Source organism: Nonomuraea sp. NPDC050202 (assembly GCF_040656115.1).
Classification (GTDB): Bacteria; Actinomycetota; Actinomycetes; order Streptosporangiales; family Streptosporangiaceae; genus Nonomuraea.
On sequence record NZ_JBFALF010000016.1, the window covers coordinates 77,085 to 92,333 of the forward strand.

13 protein-coding genes are annotated in these 15,249 nt (G+C 72.9%); 8 read left to right on the forward strand and 5 right to left on the reverse strand.

Features of this window, described 5'->3' with window-relative positions; translation table 11 throughout:
* Positions 1–26 precede the first annotated feature (26 nt).
* From AB0I79_RS34425 to AB0I79_RS34445, 5 genes are all read left to right on the forward strand, one after another.
* Positions 27–389: a hypothetical protein gene (locus tag AB0I79_RS34425; RefSeq protein WP_357882154.1), complete on the forward strand. Its 363-nt coding sequence runs from the start codon at positions 27–29 to the stop codon at positions 387–389.
* A gap of 51 nt (positions 390–440) precedes the next feature.
* The gene (locus AB0I79_RS34430) at positions 441–1,013 is read left to right on the forward strand and encodes an NAD(P)H-dependent oxidoreductase (protein WP_357882157.1); all 573 of its coding nucleotides are present in this window, start codon (positions 441–443) and stop codon (positions 1,011–1,013) included.
* Positions 1,014–1,024: 11 nt separating this feature from the next.
* Positions 1,025–2,002: an ATP-binding cassette domain-containing protein gene (locus tag AB0I79_RS34435; protein WP_357882160.1), complete on the forward strand. Its 978-nt coding sequence runs from the start codon at positions 1,025–1,027 to the stop codon at positions 2,000–2,002.
* 43 nt (positions 2,003–2,045) lie between these two features.
* Positions 2,046–2,891, forward strand: coding sequence for an ABC transporter permease (locus AB0I79_RS34440; protein ID WP_357882163.1), 846 nt, complete (start codon positions 2,046–2,048; stop codon positions 2,889–2,891).
* Between the two features lie 84 nt (positions 2,892–2,975).
* Entirely contained in the window at positions 2,976–4,556 is a 1,581-nt protein-coding gene (locus tag AB0I79_RS34445; protein WP_357882167.1) for an RICIN domain-containing protein, read from the forward strand.
* Here the strand turns inward: AB0I79_RS34445 and AB0I79_RS34450 are convergent.
* The 4 genes from AB0I79_RS34450 to AB0I79_RS34465 form a co-directional block, all read right to left on the reverse strand.
* Entirely contained in the window at positions 4,529–4,780 is a 252-nt protein-coding gene (locus AB0I79_RS34450; protein ID WP_357882170.1) for a hypothetical protein, read from the reverse strand. The genes AB0I79_RS34445 and AB0I79_RS34450 overlap by 28 nt on opposite strands.
* Positions 4,781–4,957: 177 nt before the next feature.
* Entirely contained in the window at positions 4,958–8,365 is a 3,408-nt protein-coding gene (locus tag AB0I79_RS34455; protein WP_357882173.1) for an AAA family ATPase, read from the reverse strand.
* A gap of 45 nt (positions 8,366–8,410) precedes the next feature.
* Positions 8,411–9,109, reverse strand: coding sequence for a hypothetical protein (locus AB0I79_RS34460; RefSeq protein WP_357882176.1), 699 nt, complete (start codon positions 9,107–9,109; stop codon positions 8,411–8,413).
* 80 nt (positions 9,110–9,189) lie between these two features.
* Entirely contained in the window at positions 9,190–10,386 is a 1,197-nt protein-coding gene (locus tag AB0I79_RS34465) for a cytochrome P450 (RefSeq protein WP_357882180.1), read from the reverse strand.
* A 188-nt stretch (positions 10,387–10,574) separates the two neighbouring features.
* Here AB0I79_RS34465 and AB0I79_RS34470 point away from each other — a divergent pair, with 188 nt between their 5' ends.
* From AB0I79_RS34470 to AB0I79_RS34480, 3 genes are all read left to right on the forward strand, one after another.
* A complete protein-coding gene (locus AB0I79_RS34470) occupies positions 10,575–12,089 on the forward strand; it encodes an FAD-dependent monooxygenase (RefSeq protein ID WP_357882184.1) in 1,515 nt (504 codons plus the stop codon).
* 168 nt (positions 12,090–12,257) lie between these two features.
* Positions 12,258–12,917, forward strand: a complete 660-nt coding sequence (locus AB0I79_RS34475; RefSeq protein ID WP_357882187.1) for a maleylpyruvate isomerase family mycothiol-dependent enzyme — start codon at positions 12,258–12,260, stop codon at positions 12,915–12,917.
* Positions 12,918–12,987: 70 nt separating this feature from the next.
* A complete protein-coding gene (locus AB0I79_RS34480) occupies positions 12,988–13,941 on the forward strand; it encodes an NAD-dependent epimerase/dehydratase family protein (RefSeq protein WP_357882190.1) in 954 nt (317 codons plus the stop codon).
* 24 nt (positions 13,942–13,965) lie between these two features.
* Here AB0I79_RS34480 and AB0I79_RS34485 read toward each other — a convergent pair whose 3' ends face one another.
* Complete coding sequence (locus AB0I79_RS34485; RefSeq protein WP_357882193.1) at positions 13,966–15,246, reverse strand: ABC transporter substrate-binding protein; 1,281 nt, start codon at positions 15,244–15,246, stop codon at positions 13,966–13,968.
* Positions 15,247–15,249 lie beyond the last annotated feature (3 nt).

Genomic DNA, 15,249 nt, shown 5'->3' on the forward strand with positions numbered 1-15,249 from the left:
ACGAGCGCCTGGACGCCGGCGTCGCAATGATCCGCTCCGCCCGGCCAGGCGAGAGCCCGGCCGAGCTGCTGGCCAGGGCCTTCGACGAGATGCTGGCCGAGAGCTGGACGATGGGGCTCACGGCGGGGCTGGTCGGGCAGACGGTCGAGCTGCCCGTCTTCTCGCCCCGGGCCTCGATCGACCGCTCGAACACCCGGATGGAGCGGCTGGCCGCCGCGCTCGTCAGCGCCTGCGGGATCTCGCGGATGACCGCGTACGCGATGGTGGGGGCCGCGATCGGCGCCGTCAGCGGGACGGCGGCCGTCTCGATGAACGAGGGCAGGCCCGACGGGGAGACGCTCGCCCTCACCTCCCGCGCTTGCCGCCAGGCCCTGGCGGGCTTTTGCTAGATCGGATCTAGCGGCCCGTCTAGCGCCTCCTGGATGAAGGGGGTGGGCACCATGACGGACCAGCCGTTGAACGTCACAGTGATCATCGGCAGCACCCGGGCGGGCCGCGTCTGCGACACGGTCGGCGCGTGGTTCGCCGAGCGGGCACGCCTGCGCGACGACCTCGCCGTCGAGGTGCTCGACCTGGCCGCGTACGCCTTCCCGGCCTGCTACCCGGAGGAGGCCACGCCGTCCATGCGGCGCTTCACCGGCACCGTCTCCGGCGCGGACGCCTTCGTCGTGGTGACCCCCGAGTACAACCGCAGCTTCCCCGCCTCGCTCAAGCAGGCGATCGACTACGCCTATGACGAGTGGCAGGCCAAGCCGGTCGGCATCGTCGCCTACGGCTCGGGCTCCCGCGGCCACTACGCCGTCGAGCAGCTCCGTACGGTCTTCACCGCCCTGCACGCCGTCACCATGCGCGACTGGGTGGGGCTCGACCTGCTCGCCGCGAGCATCGACGAGAGCTGCCGCCCCCTCGACACCGACGACCGCCTGCGCGCCATCGCGGCCATGCTCGACCAGCTCACCTGGTGGGGCCGCGCGCTGCGCTCGGGACGTCGCGACCAGCCTTACGTCTCGTGAAGGGATCACTCATGCCAGAACCGGCCATCCAGACCTCCGGCCTGGTCAAGGTCTTCGGCGACACGCGCGCCGTGGACGGCCTCGACCTGTCCGTGCCGGCCGGCGCCGTGTACGGCGTGCTCGGGCCCAACGGCGCCGGCAAGACGACCGCCGTACGGATGCTGGCCACGCTGCTGCGGCCCGACGGCGGTGAGGCGACCGTGTTCGGGCACGACGTGGTGCGCGAGGCCGACGCCGTCCGCTCCCGGGTCAGCCTGACCGGCCAGTACGCCTCCGTGGACGAGGAGATGACCGGCTCGGAGAACCTGATCCTGCTGGCCCGCCTCCTCGGCCACCGCAAGCCGGCCGCGCGGGAGCGGGCGGCGGAGCTGCTGGAGGCGTTCGGCCTGACGGAGGCGGCGGGGCGGCAGGTCAAGACGTACTCCGGGGGCATGCGGCGGCGCATCGACATCGCGGCCAGCATCCTCAACACCCCCGACCTGCTCTTCCTCGACGAGCCCACGACCGGCCTCGACCCGCGCAGCCGCAACCAGGTCTGGGACATCGTGCGCATCGTCGTCGCCCACGGCACCACGGTGCTGCTGACCACGCAGTACCTGGAGGAGGCGGACCGGCTGGCGCAACGGATCGCGGTCATCGACCACGGCAGGGTCATCGCCGAGGGCACCCCGGGCGAGCTGAAGTCGTCGGTCGGCTCCGGCTCGATCCACGTCCGGCTGCGCGACGCCGCCGAGCGCCCCGAGGCCGAGCGGCTGCTCACCGAAGCCCTCGACACGCCCGTCTACCTGGAGGCGGACCCGGTGGCGCTCACCGCCCGCATCAACGGCCCCGGCGACGAGGCCGCCCAGGCCGCCCGCGCGCTGGGCCGCCTGGCCTCGGCCGGCATCGTCGTCGACGACTTCTCCCTCGGCCAGCCCAGCCTGGACGAGGTCTTCCTCGCCCTCACCGACCACCCCGCCACCACCGCCGCGGATGAGGCAGCGGCATGAGCGCCACCACCGCCGAGCCCGCCACCACCGAGGAGATAGCAGCATGAGCACCACGACCACCGAGACCGCGACCCCGTACGCGCCCGCCGCCGAGACCCTGGCCTCGGTCCTCGCCCCCACGGCCAGACCCCCGCGTCCCAGCGCCTGGTCGGCGTCGATGACGTTCGGGTGGCGGTCCATGTTGAAGATCAAGCACGTGCCCGAGCAGCTCTTCGACGTGACGGCGTTCCCGATCATGATGACGCTGATGTTCACGTACCTGTTCGGTGGCGCGCTGGCCGGCTCCCCCACCGAATACCTGCAGTTCCTGCTGCCGGGCATCATGGTGACGAGCGTCGTGATGATCACCATGTACACCGGCGTGGAGGTCAACAAGGACATCGAGAAGGGCGTCTTCGACCGGTTCCGCACCCTGCCCATCTGGCGGCCGTCCACCATGGTCGGCTACCTGCTCGGCGACGTCCTGCGCTACTTCATGGCCTCGACCGTCATCCTGCTGATCGGGCTGCTGCTGGGCTTCCGCCCCTCGGGCGGGATCACCGGGGTGCTGGGCGGGATCGCGCTGCTGCTGGTGTTCTCGTTCGCGTTCTCGTGGCTGTGGACGATGTTCGGGCTGCTGATGCGGAACGAGAAGTCGGTGATGGGGGTCAGCATGCTGGTGATGATGCCGCTGACCTTCCTCAGCAACGTCTACGTGGACCCCGCCACCATGCCGGGCTGGCTCCAGGTCTTCGTCAACGCCAGCCCGATCTCCCACCTGGTCACCTCGGTGCGCTCGCTGATGGGCGGCACGCCGGACATGGGGGAGATCACCTGGGTGCTGGTGTCGTCGGCGGTGCTCGTGGTGGTCTTCGGGACGCTGACGATGCGGCTCTACAACCGGAAGTGAGCGGCACCCCGTCGCCCGGAGCCTGGCTCTGACCGCACACCCTCCGTTACCATCCATTGACCAACAGTGGCGGGCGGAGGGTGGATGCGCGGTCACGTACGCCGGCTCGCCGTGGAGATCGGCGTGACCGGCGGGCTCAGTGCCCTCCTCTCCGTGGCGGCCGGCGTCTTCGTCAACTTCTCCACCGACGGCGAGCCCGAGCTCAACCCGGCTCACGTCCCGCCCGCCGTGCTCTTCTCCTGCCTGGCCTCCGCGGTGCCCATGGTGCGGGCGCGCTGGGCCGCCCGCTCGGAGACCACGACCGACCCGTACACGGTTAAGGACCTGGCCGGCTACAAGCGGCTGCTGAAGAGGCTGCGCCAGGAGAAGGGCACGCCGCCGTTCGCCGAGCTGGACAGGCGCGCCGCCGAGCGCGGGCTCGACGTCGGGCGGGCCGACCTGGAGAAGGTGACCAAGCAGGCGTTGCGCTGGCTCGACGACGCCGAGCGCGCCGAGCCGATCATCCGCGCCTTCCTCGCCGTGCACCACGTGCCGGACACCGCCGCCGGAACCTGGCTGAACGCCTACCGCGAGCTGGTCGCTCCCCCGCCGCGGCCGGAGCGCACGCGCCGCGTCAAGCCGGCCGTCCTGGTGGCGGTGCCGGTCGTGTGCGCGACCGTGGCGTCCCTGGGCTACGTGGCGTACGCCGAGAGCCGCACCCGGGATCGGCTGTACCGCCCGGACGTGGCCGTGCTCTCCCAGTACTTGCCCGGCCGGTACCTGGCCGTGACCGGCTCAGAAACCGCTCCCCCGCGTGCCAGGCTCGGCCCCTCCATCATCAGCAGGAGCCCCGCGGCGCTCTACCGGTGGGACTTCTCGCCGGACAAGCACGACGGCTCGTACCACTACCAGATCCGCAACCGCAAGACCCGGCTCTGCCTGACCCCCGAGGCGCGCGAGCTCACCGAGGGCGGCTACATCACCGAGGCCGCCTGCGACGGGTCCGCGGAGCAGCTCTGGCGGCTGACCGGCGACGGCGGCATCTCGCAGGGCGGGATGTGCGTCGAGCCCAACCAGGGCTCGACCGACGCGGGCGCCCCGCTGGTCCTGCGCACCTGCGTCGCCGGCAAGCTCGCGCAGCGCTGGCTGGTCACCGGCCGCATGCCCTGGGGTCTCGGCAGCTCGGTGGCCAGCTCGCAGAACGGCATCTGCCTGGACGCGGCGGCCGGCATGTCGGACCTGGTCACCTGGGAGTGCCACGGCCGGGACAACCAGGCCTTCACCTACCGGCGCAACGCCCGGGGCGACTACGAGATGAGGATCTCGGGCACGTGCCTGGGCGTGTCCGCCTCGCGGGAGCGGCGCCGGCCCGTACGCCAGGCCTGCTCCGGCGGCCCCGGCCAGCTCTGGCGCTTCGCCTTCCGCTCGCCGCACAACGACTGGCTCCACTGGGAGGTCAGGCACGTCGCCAGCGACCTGTGCCTGCAACTGGAGCCCGACCTGCGCACGTTGTCCATGGGCTCCTGCGTCCGCTCGAACGTACAGCAGTGGCGCACCCCCGCATGGCTGCTACCGCCGGACACCCCCCACCATCCCCCCGCCCCCGGCAGCGTCGGCGCGGGTGCCGCCCACCGCGGCACCCGCGCCGACGACGGGCGTCAGTTCACGTACGCCCACAGGTCGTAGGTGTAGTACCCCGGGTAGGTCTGCGGGTAGTGGGTGCTGCACCACCAGGTCTGCCAGCGTCCGTTCTGCACGCCCGACTGGCCGAAGGAGATGCAGACGTCATAGGGCAGGTTGCTGTAGACCATCTGGAGCGTGGGCGCGGCGTGCGCCGGGGTGCTCGTGGCCAGGGCGGGTGCCAGGGCGGTGACCGCGAGCAGGGCTAGAGCGGTGATTCTGTGACGCACCAGTTCTCCCCTCATGAAGGGCCGGACGGCGTTGGGATGCGATCACCGTGCATTGGACGACGGGGGTCAACCCCGCTGCAAGATCGACCTTGTCGAGGCCCTGGCGACCAGCGCGGACGCGGGGAAGGCGGTGAAAGGTTCATCCCGGGGCGGGATCGCACCCCGTGTCAAGGGTGCTCAGAGGCGCCAGGTGAGCTCTTCCCGGGGCTGGTAGCGGCAGGTGGAGCCGGTCGAGACGGACGCGCGCAGGTGGGCGGCCAGCTCGGGGTGGGCGTGGTCGAGCTTGCGGAGCGTGTCGCGGATGCGGGCCGTGACGGTCTTGCGGGCGCGCTCCGCCTCGTCGCCCAGCCGCCGCGTGCGCCCGCCCAGGCCCGCGGCGGCGCGCAGCTCGGCCAGCAGCGCGGCCCGCTCCCCGTCGAGCTCCGCCGCCCGGTCGTCGTCGCCCAGCTCGGCGGCGCGGTCGATCTCCTCGTCGAGCTGCCCCAGGCGGCGGCGGTACCGGGCCCTGGCCTCGTCGTCGAGTACCTCGTCGCCGCCCATGCTCCGGGCCGCGACCACGGCCTCGCCGCCCTCGGGGTCGAGCAGGACCACGGACGGGACGTCGGCGCCAGGGCGGCTCAGCAGGATGTGGAGGTCACGTAGACCTTTGGTATCGGGCATGTGCACGAGGCGGCCGGCGAAGGCCAGCGACCAGACCGCGCCGTCCCGCCTGAACTCTCCGTCCCGCCTGAACTCCCCGTCCCGCCTGAACTCCCCGTCGGGGCCGCCCGACGGGCCCTCGCCCGGGGCCTCACGGGCGGAGGCGGCGCCGCGGGTCGCCTCCCGCCCGCCGGAGGCGCTGCCGGGCCGCGGTGCGGTGCCGCCTCCTGTCCAGGCGTTCCCCAGCAGTCCCAGCACGCCTTGCGGGGCGGGGCCTGGCTGGGCCTTCCCGCCGGGTCGTACGGCGGGCCCGTACGGCGGCGCCGGGCGTACGTACTCCAGCACCTGCCGCATCCCCAGCTCCTCCGCCTCCCGGCGCACCCCCTCGACCAGGGCCCGCGCCGCCTCCGCGTCGCCGGGCGCGGCGCGGGCGAGCAGCGTCTCGGCCAGGTGGGCGCGGGCGAGCACGGACCACGGCCGCGCCCGCATCGCGTCGGCCGCGCGGTAGGCGGCGGTGAGCTCCTCGACGGCCTCCGCCCAGCGCTCCAGCGCGGCGTCCACGCGGCCGAGCCACAGATCGTAGGGCCCGCTGATCTCCCAGCCGAACAGCGACACCGCCCACTGCCCGCGGTGCGGCTCCAGCCGGGCCCGCGCCCGGGCACACAGCTCCGGGTCCTGCGTGACCGCGGCCAGCTCGGCCTGGACGCGCAGCCAGATCGGCTGGATCATGCGGTCGCCGGGCTCCTCGTCGTCGAGCCGGCGCAGCGCGGTGTCGAGGTCGCCCGTCTGCAGCGCGGTCAGGGCCTCCAGCAGCGGCACGCAGGGGTGGCCCGAGCCTCTGAGCTCGCGCAGCAGCCGCTCCTGCCCGTCGATCCTGCCCCGCAACGCCATCAGCGCCCACTGGTGGTGCTTGAGCATGAAGGCGAAGTGATCATGCCTGGCGTCCGGGTGGACGGACTCCAGCAGCGACTCGGCCTCGGCGAAGCGGCCTTCGAGGCCGGCGATGATGCTCGCGTCGACGTCGACGGACATCTGGAGGTGCGGGCGCTCGCTGCGCCGGCCCCTGGCGGCGTAGGCGTGGAACTCGTCGAGGTAGCGGGGGTCGCCCTGCTCGATCATGGCCACCCAGCGCAGGGCGCTGGCGAAGTGTTCGAGGTCGGGATCGGAGGTGCGGCGGGCCACGTCGACCAGCTCGCCCGTCAGCGCCACCCGCTCCGCCGCCGTGCCCGGCCCCCAGATGATGTCGTGGTGCGCCCACAGGCTGAACGCGAGCGCGTCGTCGTCGCCGCCCTGCCTGGCCCGCGAGGCCAGGTGCAGCACCAGGGCGACGGCGAGCCCGTCGGCGGGCACCGGGGGGCCGCCGACCAGCCTGCGGTAGGCGTCTGTGAGCAGGTCGAGCGAGGCGTCGCGGCCGTAGTGGCTGTGGTGGACCAGCGCGACGCGGGCGGGCAGCTCGGGGTCGTCGGTGTCGCGGGCGATGGCCGCGGCCTCCTCGAACAATCGCCTGGCCTCCTCGCGGGCGCCGTCGTGGTGCAGCTCCCTGCCCAGGTCGAGCGCGATCACCCCGCGCCGGTGCGGGCTCGCGGCGGCGCTCAGCTCGTACGCTCTGCGCAGGTGCGCGATCTGCTCCTCCCCGGCGAACCGCCCCCTGGCCTCGCGGGCGCCGTCGAGCAGCAGGCCGATGGCGTGCTCGGGGTCGAGCCTGTCTCCCGCGAGGTAGGCGTGCCTGGCCAGGTCGCTGGGCGGCAACCGGCCGGCCAGGGCGGGCGAGCTCTCCACGGCGGAGACCACGGCGGCGTGGCGGTCGCGCGGGTCGTCGAGCGAGTCGTACAGCGTCTCGCGCACCAGGTCGTGGGCGAACGCGAACACGCCGCCGCCCTTGGTCACCACCAGCTTGGCCACCACGGCCAGCTCCAGCAGCCGATCGACGTGCGCGACCGGGGCCGCGATGGCGGCGGCGAGCACCTGGCGGTGGAACTCCCGCCCCAGCACCGCCGCGGCGGGCAGCAGCTCGGCCACCTGGCGCGGCAGCAGGGACAGCCGCCGCAGCAGCGCGTCGCGCACGCCGGGCGCGACGGCGCTGGCCGAGCCGCCGCTGCGCCACAGCCGGGAGGTCTGCTCGACGAAGAACGGGTTGCCGCCCGTGCGCAGGTGGACCTCCGCCACCAGCTCGGGCGGCGGGTCGTGGCCGGCGGTGCGGGCCATGAGCGCGGCGACGCCCGCCCGGTCGAGCCCGGTGAGGGTGATCGTGGTCGCCTTGGCCACGAGCGGCGACAGCAGGTCGCGCAGCGGGTGGTCGACCGGCTCCACCTCGGCGTCGCGGTAGGTGCCGATCAGCAGCAGCCGCTCGAACCACGTCTGCCGCGCCGCGAACTCCAGCAGCCGCAGCGAGGCCGGGTCGGCTGCGTGCAGGTCGTCGATGACGACGAGGAGCGGGCGCCGCTGGGAGATCGCGACCAGGGCGGAGGTGACCGCATCGTGGAGCTGGAAGGCGTCGGAAGGCCGCTCACCTGCCGCGTTGAAGCGGTGGAGGGCGTCAGCAGGCCGCTCGCCCGCCGTGTCGGAGCGCTGGAAGCCGTCCGCGGGGCGCTCGCCGGCCGCCCGCGGCTCGCCCAGCAGGGTCGTGAGGCTGCCGCCCGCCGCCTCCTCGGCCGCCGCCCACTCCTCCGGCGCGGCGGCGCGCCGCAGCGCCCTGATGACCTGCACCCATGGCCAGTAGCCCGGGGCGCCGCCGGCATCCCAGCACGCGCCGCCCACCACCAGCGCGCCGCGCCGCCTGGCCTCGCCGGCCGCATCGGTGACGAGCGTGGTCTTGCCGATGCCCGCCTCGCCGGTGACCAGCACCAGGCCGCCGTGGCTGCCGATGAGCCTGGCGATCTCGGCGCGCAGCAGCGCGGCGGGGTGCTCCCTGCCGATCAGCTCGTGCGCCGCGACGTCGATAGGCATGACGCTTGCACGTTATCCGCCCTGCCCGACATTTTCCCAGCGCGATCAGGGCTGCCTGCGGCGCAGCCTCCACTTCGTGACCTGCTCGGCGGCGTACTGCCGGTCCACCCTGGCCTCCAGCCGGCCCTGGGCGGCGTGCCGCCGGTCGCCCGCGCTGGCCTCCCTGTCGCGGGCGGCGGCCTCCCGGTCCTGCCCGCCGGCCTGCCGATCGGCGGCGGCGACGCGCCGGTCCTGCCCCTGTTCGTGCTCCGCCGTCAACCGGTCGGAGCGCAGCGCGGCCAGCTCCGCGCGGAGGGCGGCACGGTCCATGCGGTTCCGCTCCCTGTCGGCGGCCGCCAGCGCCCTGGCCTCGGCCAGCAGCCGCCATTCCGCGCGTACGGCGGGCGATTGGTCGCCCAGCGCGGCCTGGCGGCGGGCGGCGGCCTCGTCGCGCTCCTCGGCGGCCCTGTCCCTGCACTCCGCCGCCCACAGCAGGTCGTGCAGGCGGCGATCGCGGGCGTCCTCGGCCTCCCGCGCCTGCTCCAGGTGCCGCCGGCGCAGGAGCGCCGCCTGGTCGCGGGCGTCGGCCAGGTCGTCGCGGCGCTGCGCGTTCCGGTCACGCTCCTCGGCGGCCCGGTCCCGCGCCCTGCCCGCGACGTCTCTCCGCTCCGCGACACGCTCGCGTGCGGTGGCCTCCTGCGGTTCCGGCTGGTCGCTCTCCCGCTTGTCCGGCTGCTCGTCCTTGTGAACGTTTTCGCCCGCCATCGCCGTCTCCACTGCTGACCGTTCCTTGCTCCAGTGTGCCCCTGACCGGCGGGAGACGGCCGGCACTTCGCGGACCGGCCTTACCAGGTCACCTCCAGGGAGCTGAGCCCGTGCACCACGGAGGACGCGCGGAACCGCGGCTCCGCGTCCGCCACGCGCAGGTTCGGGAAGCGCTCGAGCAGGGCGGGGAAGGCGATCCGCAGCTCCATGCGGGCCAGCGGGGCGCCCAGGCAGTGGTGCACGCCGTGGCCGAAGGCGAGGTGGCCGGGCGCGCCGCGGCTGAGGTCGAAGCTGTCCGCGTCCGGGAGGAACGACGGGTCGCGGTTCGCGGCGGGCAGGGTGACGAGCACCTGTTCGCCCTCCTGGATCCGCTGGCCGCCGATCTCGGTGTCGCGGGTCGCGACCTTGGTGGTGCCCGAGTTGACGATGCTGAGCCAGCGCAGCAGCTCCTCCACCGTGGCGTCGATCCGCTCCGGCTCCTTCCTGAGCAGGTCGAGCTGCTCGGGGTGGCGCAGCAGGGCGAGCGTGCCGAGGGAGAGCATGTTGGAGGTGGTCTCGTGCCCCGCGAACAGCAGCAGCCCGCCGATCCCGACCAGCTCGTCGGTGGACAGGTCGTCGCCGTGCTCGCGCACGAGCATGCCGAGCAGCTCCTCGCCGGGGTCGGCCTGGATGCGGGCGATCAGGCCCTCCATGTACGCGCGCTGCTCGAACTGGAGCATCATGCGCTGCTCGCCCGGCAGGCTCATGTCGAGCATCCTGGCGGTGCGCTGCTGGAAGCCCTCGCGGTCCTCGTACGGCACCCCGAGCAGCTCGCAGATCACCAGCGACGGGATCGGCAGCGCGAACGACGGCACCAGGTCGGCGGGCGCGCCCGCGGCCTCGAGCGCGTCCAGGTGCTCCTCGACGATGCGCCGGATCCTGGGCTCCAGCCTGTCGATCCGGCGGATGGTGAACTCCGGTGTGAGCATCTTGCGCAGCCGCGTGTGCTCGGGCGGGTCCACGCCCAGCAGGTTGCCCGCGCGTACCTTGGCGAGCTGCTCCTCCGTCATGGGCGGCGCTCCGGGCAGCCGCGCGATGTTCGTGGGGGCGATCCTGAAGCGCTCGGCGTCGCCCAGCACCTCCCGCACGTCGGCGTAGCGCGTCACGAGCCAGGCTTCGGTGCCGAACGCCGTCGTGATCCGCTTGACCCGATCCTCGTCCCGCGCGGCCGCCAGTTCCGGTGCCGGATGGAACTCCACCCGCCGCATGTGCAACGGCATCGTCGAGGTCTCGCTCATATGCAACCCCTGGGTGATCGTCACTTTTTCGTAGCACCGTACTGAGCCGGGCGGCCGTCCACTAGTTGCGATCATCAATTGTTGCGAGCTCGTACCATGACCTCGACCACGGCGGCCACAGGTCCTTCTTGACGCTGGCTGAACGGCGCCAGGACTATACCTGCGTTTACCTGACGAAGAGGACTTCCATGGATCTGGTAAGGCAAGTTCCCGACTCCGTGCCCGTGCTGATCGCCGGAGGCGGGCCCGTCGGCCTGGCGACCGCCGTGGAGCTGGCCCATCACGGCGTGCGCTGCCTGGTGGTCGAGCCGCGGGAGACCGTGTCGTGGCTGCGCCCGCGCGCGAAGACCACCTCGGCCCGCTCGATGGAGCTGCTGCGCAGGTGGGGGCTGGCGGAGACGTTACGGTCGCGGGCTCCGCTGGCGGTGTCGTGGTCGGACGAGGCGGTGTTCGTCACCGGCCTGCTCGGGCGCGAGATCACCCGCATCAGCGGCTGCTTCGGCCTCGACCTGGTCGGCTCCGACCTGGCGGCCGAACCGGGCCAGCAGGTGCCGCAGCCGCTGGTGGAGGAGGTGCTGCGGGAGGCGGTCGGCGACGCGCTGCTGACCGGCTGGCAGGTGGCCGGCCTGCGGGAGGACGCCGACGGCGTCACCGTGCGGATCACGTCAGGCGACCAGGAGCGCGAGGTGCGCGCCCAGTACGTCGTCGGCTGCGACGGCCCGCGCAGCGTGACCAGGGCCGCCATCGGCTCCCGGTACGAGGGCCGCCAGGACGCCCGCCCCAACTTCAACATCGTCTTCCGCGCCCCGGGGCTGGCCGAGCGCATGCCGCACGGACCCGCCGTGCACTACTGGGTGCTGAACCCGGCCCAGCCCGGCATGCTCGGCCGCCTCGACCTGAAGGACACCTGGTGGTGCATCGCCCAGGGGGTGCGGGCGGAGGACGCCGACCCCGTACAACTGGTGCGCAACCTCGCCGGTGACGACATCGAGGTGGAGATCCTGTCCACCGACCCGTGGACGGCGCGGATGCTGCTGGCGGACCGGTACGCCAGCGACCGGGTCTTCCTGGCCGGCGACGCGGCGCACCAGAACCCGCCCTACGGGGGTCACGGGTTCAACACCGGCATCGGCGACGCGGTCAACATCGGCTGGAAGCTGGCAGCCGTGCTGCTGGGGTGGGCGCCCCCGGGCCTGCTGGCCACGTACGAGAGCGAGCGCCGTCCCATCGCCGCCGACACCATCGAGGCCGCCGCCAGGAACATGGCCACCCTCGCCCCCGAGCTCGCGGATCCGGCGCTGCTGGGGGACGAGGCCGAGTTCGAGAAGGTGCGCCCGGCTGTCGCGGAGGCGGTGCTGCGGACCAAGGACAGCGAGTTCCACAGCCTGGACCTGGTGCTCGGCTACACCTATGCCGGTTCCGCCATCGTCTCCTCCGGGGCCGGGGAGCGGCTGCCGCACCGGTGGCTGGCTCCCGGGGAGTCCCTGTACGACCGGCTGGGGCCGGCGTTCAGCCTCGTCGGGGACCAGCGCTCGCCCGGGGCCGCCGTGCTGGTCGCGGAGGCGGCGGAGCTGGGGGTGCCGCTGAGGGTCGTCGATCTGCCCGGCGAGCCGCTCTCGCTGGTCCGGCCCGACCAGCATGTCGCCTGGCGCGGCGGCGACCCTTCCGGTGCGCTGCGGACGGCGCTCGCCCACGGCCGGTAGGGGCCGGCTTGCCGTTCGAACACGTGCATCACGGCGTCCGCCACCGTGGTGCGCTCCCCCGCGCCCTCGACTGCCTGCCCGCGCGATGAGTTTCCGCCGCGCCGGAAGTCTTCCCTGATGAGCGCTGTACCCTTCTCGTTCCATCACATCAGGGGGAGACATCCGGTCATGACAGAAGCAGCACCCCGAGCAGGCCGCACCACGAAGGACTGGGCACCGATCCACGCCGAGCGCGCCGCCCTCGCCGCCGACCTGGCCGGCCTGGCGGAGGAGCGGTGGGCGGCGCCGTCGTTGTGCGCCGGGCTGACGGTCCGCGAGGTGCTCGCCCACCTGACCGCCGGCGCCAGCCTCACCCCGCTGCGGTGGCTGGCGGGCGTGATCCGCTGCCGGTTCGACTTCGACAAGCAGGTGGCCATGCGGCTGGCCGAGCACCTGGGCGCCGACGGGGCCGAGACCCTGGAACGCTTCGAGCGCGTCGTCACCAGTACGACCTCACCGCCTCTCCCCGCGGTGGCGATGCTCGGGGAGACGATCGTGCACGGGGAGGACATCCGCCGCCCCCTGGGCATCCACCGGGACTACCCGATCGGGACCGTCACGCGGCTGGCCGAGTACTACCGAGGGTCGGACCTGGTCGTCCAGGCCAAGGGGCGGATCGGCGGGCTGCGGCTCGTCGCCACCGACGGGCCGTTCGAGGCCGGCTCGGGAGCGGTCGTCTCCGGGCGCACCATCGCGCTGGTCATGGCGATGACCGGACGCGAGGCTCACTGCGACGAGCTGGAAGGGGACGGTGTCCCGATCCTGCGCGGGCGGTGCGGGCCGGCCTGAGAGCCGGGGTCAGGGGTTGCCCCCCGTGAGGTCCGAGGGCGGGCGCGGGTGATGAGGCTACGCTGGGCGTATGCGGATTGTGGTGATTGGCGGTAGCGGGCACATCGGGACGTATCTCATCCCTCGCCTCGTCGCGGCCGGGCATGAGGTCGTCAACGTGAGCCGGGGCAAGCGGGAGCCGTACACACCTCACGGTGCCTGGCAGCGCGTCACCACCGTGGTCGCCGACCGGGAGGCGGAGGAGGCGGACGGCACCTTCGGGCGGCGGATCGCCGAGCTCGGCGGCGACGTGGTGATCGACCTCATCTGCTTCACCGAGACCAGCGCCCGGGCGATCGCCGACGCGCTGGCCGGGCGGGTGCGGCACTTCCTGCACTGCGGGACGATCTGGGTGCACGGGCCGAGCGCGCAGGTCCCGACGACCGAGGCGGCCGAGCGGGCGCCGTTCGGCGAGTACGGCATCCAGAAGGCGGCCATCGAGGCCCACCTGCTCGATCGGGCCCACCGCGAAGGGTTCCCCGTCACGATCATCCATCCGGGGCACATCACCGGGCCGGGGTGGGTGCCGGTGAACCCGGCGGGGAACGTCAACCCCGAGGTGTTCCAGAAGCTCGCCGAGGGCAGCGAGGTCGCGCTGCCCAACCTGGGCATGGAGACCGTGCAGCACGTGCATGCCGACGACGTCGCGCGGCTGTTCATGGACGCCATGGCCAGCCCGTCCGCGGCCGTCGGGGAGAGCTTCCACTCCGTCGCCACCACCGCCCTGACGTTGCGCGGGTTCGCCGAGGCGGTGGCGGGATGGTTCGGCAGGCAGGCCCGGCTGGCGTTCCTGCCGTGGGAGGAGTGGAAGGGCACGGTGCCGGAGTTCGACGCGCAGGTCACCTACGACCACATCCTGCACAGCCCGCACTGCAGCATGGAGAAGGCCGGGCGGCTGCTGGGGCACCGGCCCCGGTACACCTCGCTGGAGGCCGTCTCCGAGGCGGTCGACTGGCTGGTGCGGGCGGGGACCATCAAGCCCTGAGCCCGAGGTCCCCGTTCCCGCCCCTCAGCCGCCCAGCGGGCCGAACTCCTTGCGGGTGTCGATCACGTCGCCGAACAGCTCCCACCGCTCCCCCTTGAACGTCATGAGCTGCATCGACTCGATCGGGAACCCGTCGCCCTGCCCGGTGTCCAGCGTCACCCCGGGCAGCAGCATGTCCACCTTCACGCCCTTGAGGTTGCGCACGGAGTCCCGCAGGCCCTCGCGGGTCGGGCACGTGGCCGCCTCCATGGCCTTGTGGAAGCTGCTGGCCGCCGCCCACCCGAAGGTGTGGTACGGCACGTTGACGTCGGCCCCCGGCGCGTACTGCTGCATCTTCTGCTTGTAGAGCTGCATCTCGGCGTCGTTCGCCCACGTCGGGTCGTTCGGGTCCTTGTAGTACGTGGCCGACACGACGCCCTGCACGTTCTCGAACCCGACCGGCTTGAGCACCGTGATCGAGGCGGCGACGTTGTTGACGATGTGCAGCGGGTTCCACTTCGTGTTCTTGGCGTCGGCGGCCAGCGCCTGCGAGCCGAACTTCGGAGTGGTGATGTTGAGGAAGACGTCGGCCTTCGACTCGGCGAGGTTGCGCATCTGCGGGTCCACGCTGGGGTCGGAGACCTCGTAGCTCTGCTCGGCCACCACCTGGACCTGGGTGCCTTCCAGGGCTCGCTTGAACCCGCCGAGCAGGTCCTTGCCGAAGTCGTCGTTCTGGTAGAGGACGGCGACCTTGGCCTCGGGCTTCTCCCTCTTCAGGTAGGCGGCGTAGACGCGGGCCTCGGAGATGTAGTTGGGCTGCCAGCCGATCGTCCACGGGTGGGCGGTGTCGGTGCCCCAGATGGAGGCGCCGGTGGCCACGAAGACCTGCGGGACCTTGCGCTGGTTGGTGTAGTCCCAGGTGGCGGCGGTGGAGGGGGTGCCGAGCGTCTGGAACAGGGCGAAGACCTGCTCCTGCTCCACCAGCCTGCGGGCCTCCTCGACGGCCTTGGGCGGCTGGTAGCCGTCGTCGCGGACGACGAACTCGACCTTGCGCCCGCCGATGCCGCCCTTCTCGGCGTTGACGTAGTCGAAGTAGGCCTTGATGCCCTTGGGGATGTCCCCGTAGGCGGAGGCGGGGCCGGACAGCGGGTAGATGCCGCCCAGCTTGATGCTCGTGCCGGTGATGCCGGTGGTCTGTTGCCCCGCGCACTGGCCGCCCGCTGCCGCCGTGCCTCCCGTGTTGCCGCCGGTGGCCGCGTCGCGCCCTCCGCAGGCGGCGACGGCGAGCAGTAACAGCGCCGTGCAGCCGATCGCAGAAACTCGCATCCC

Bases quoted from the DNA above. Each gene is read 5' to 3' on its own strand.
- AB0I79_RS34485 (WP_357882193.1), bottom strand. From the start codon at position 15,246: ATGCGAGTTTCTGCGATCGGCTGCACGGCGCTGTTACTGCTCGCCGTC.
- AB0I79_RS34465 (WP_357882180.1), bottom strand. From the start codon at position 10,386: ATGAGCGAGACCTCGACGATGCCGTTGCACATGCGGCGGGTGGAGTTC.
- AB0I79_RS34435 (WP_357882160.1), top strand. From the start codon at position 1,025: ATGCCAGAACCGGCCATCCAGACCTCCGGCCTGGTCAAGGTCTTCGGC.
- AB0I79_RS34475 (WP_357882187.1), top strand. From the start codon at position 12,258: ATGACAGAAGCAGCACCCCGAGCAGGCCGCACCACGAAGGACTGGGCA.
- AB0I79_RS34455 (WP_357882173.1), bottom strand. From the start codon at position 8,365: ATGCCTATCGACGTCGCGGCGCACGAGCTGATCGGCAGGGAGCACCCC.
- AB0I79_RS34445 (WP_357882167.1), top strand. From the start codon at position 2,976: ATGCGCGGTCACGTACGCCGGCTCGCCGTGGAGATCGGCGTGACCGGC.
- AB0I79_RS34480 (WP_357882190.1), top strand. From the start codon at position 12,988: ATGCGGATTGTGGTGATTGGCGGTAGCGGGCACATCGGGACGTATCTC.
- AB0I79_RS34440 (WP_357882163.1), top strand. From the start codon at position 2,046: ATGAGCACCACGACCACCGAGACCGCGACCCCGTACGCGCCCGCCGCC.
- AB0I79_RS34470 (WP_357882184.1), top strand. From the start codon at position 10,575: ATGGATCTGGTAAGGCAAGTTCCCGACTCCGTGCCCGTGCTGATCGCC.
- AB0I79_RS34425 (WP_357882154.1), top strand. From the start codon at position 27: ATGATCCGCTCCGCCCGGCCAGGCGAGAGCCCGGCCGAGCTGCTGGCC.
- AB0I79_RS34430 (WP_357882157.1), top strand. From the start codon at position 441: ATGACGGACCAGCCGTTGAACGTCACAGTGATCATCGGCAGCACCCGG.
- AB0I79_RS34460 (WP_357882176.1), bottom strand. From the start codon at position 9,109: ATGGCGGGCGAAAACGTTCACAAGGACGAGCAGCCGGACAAGCGGGAG.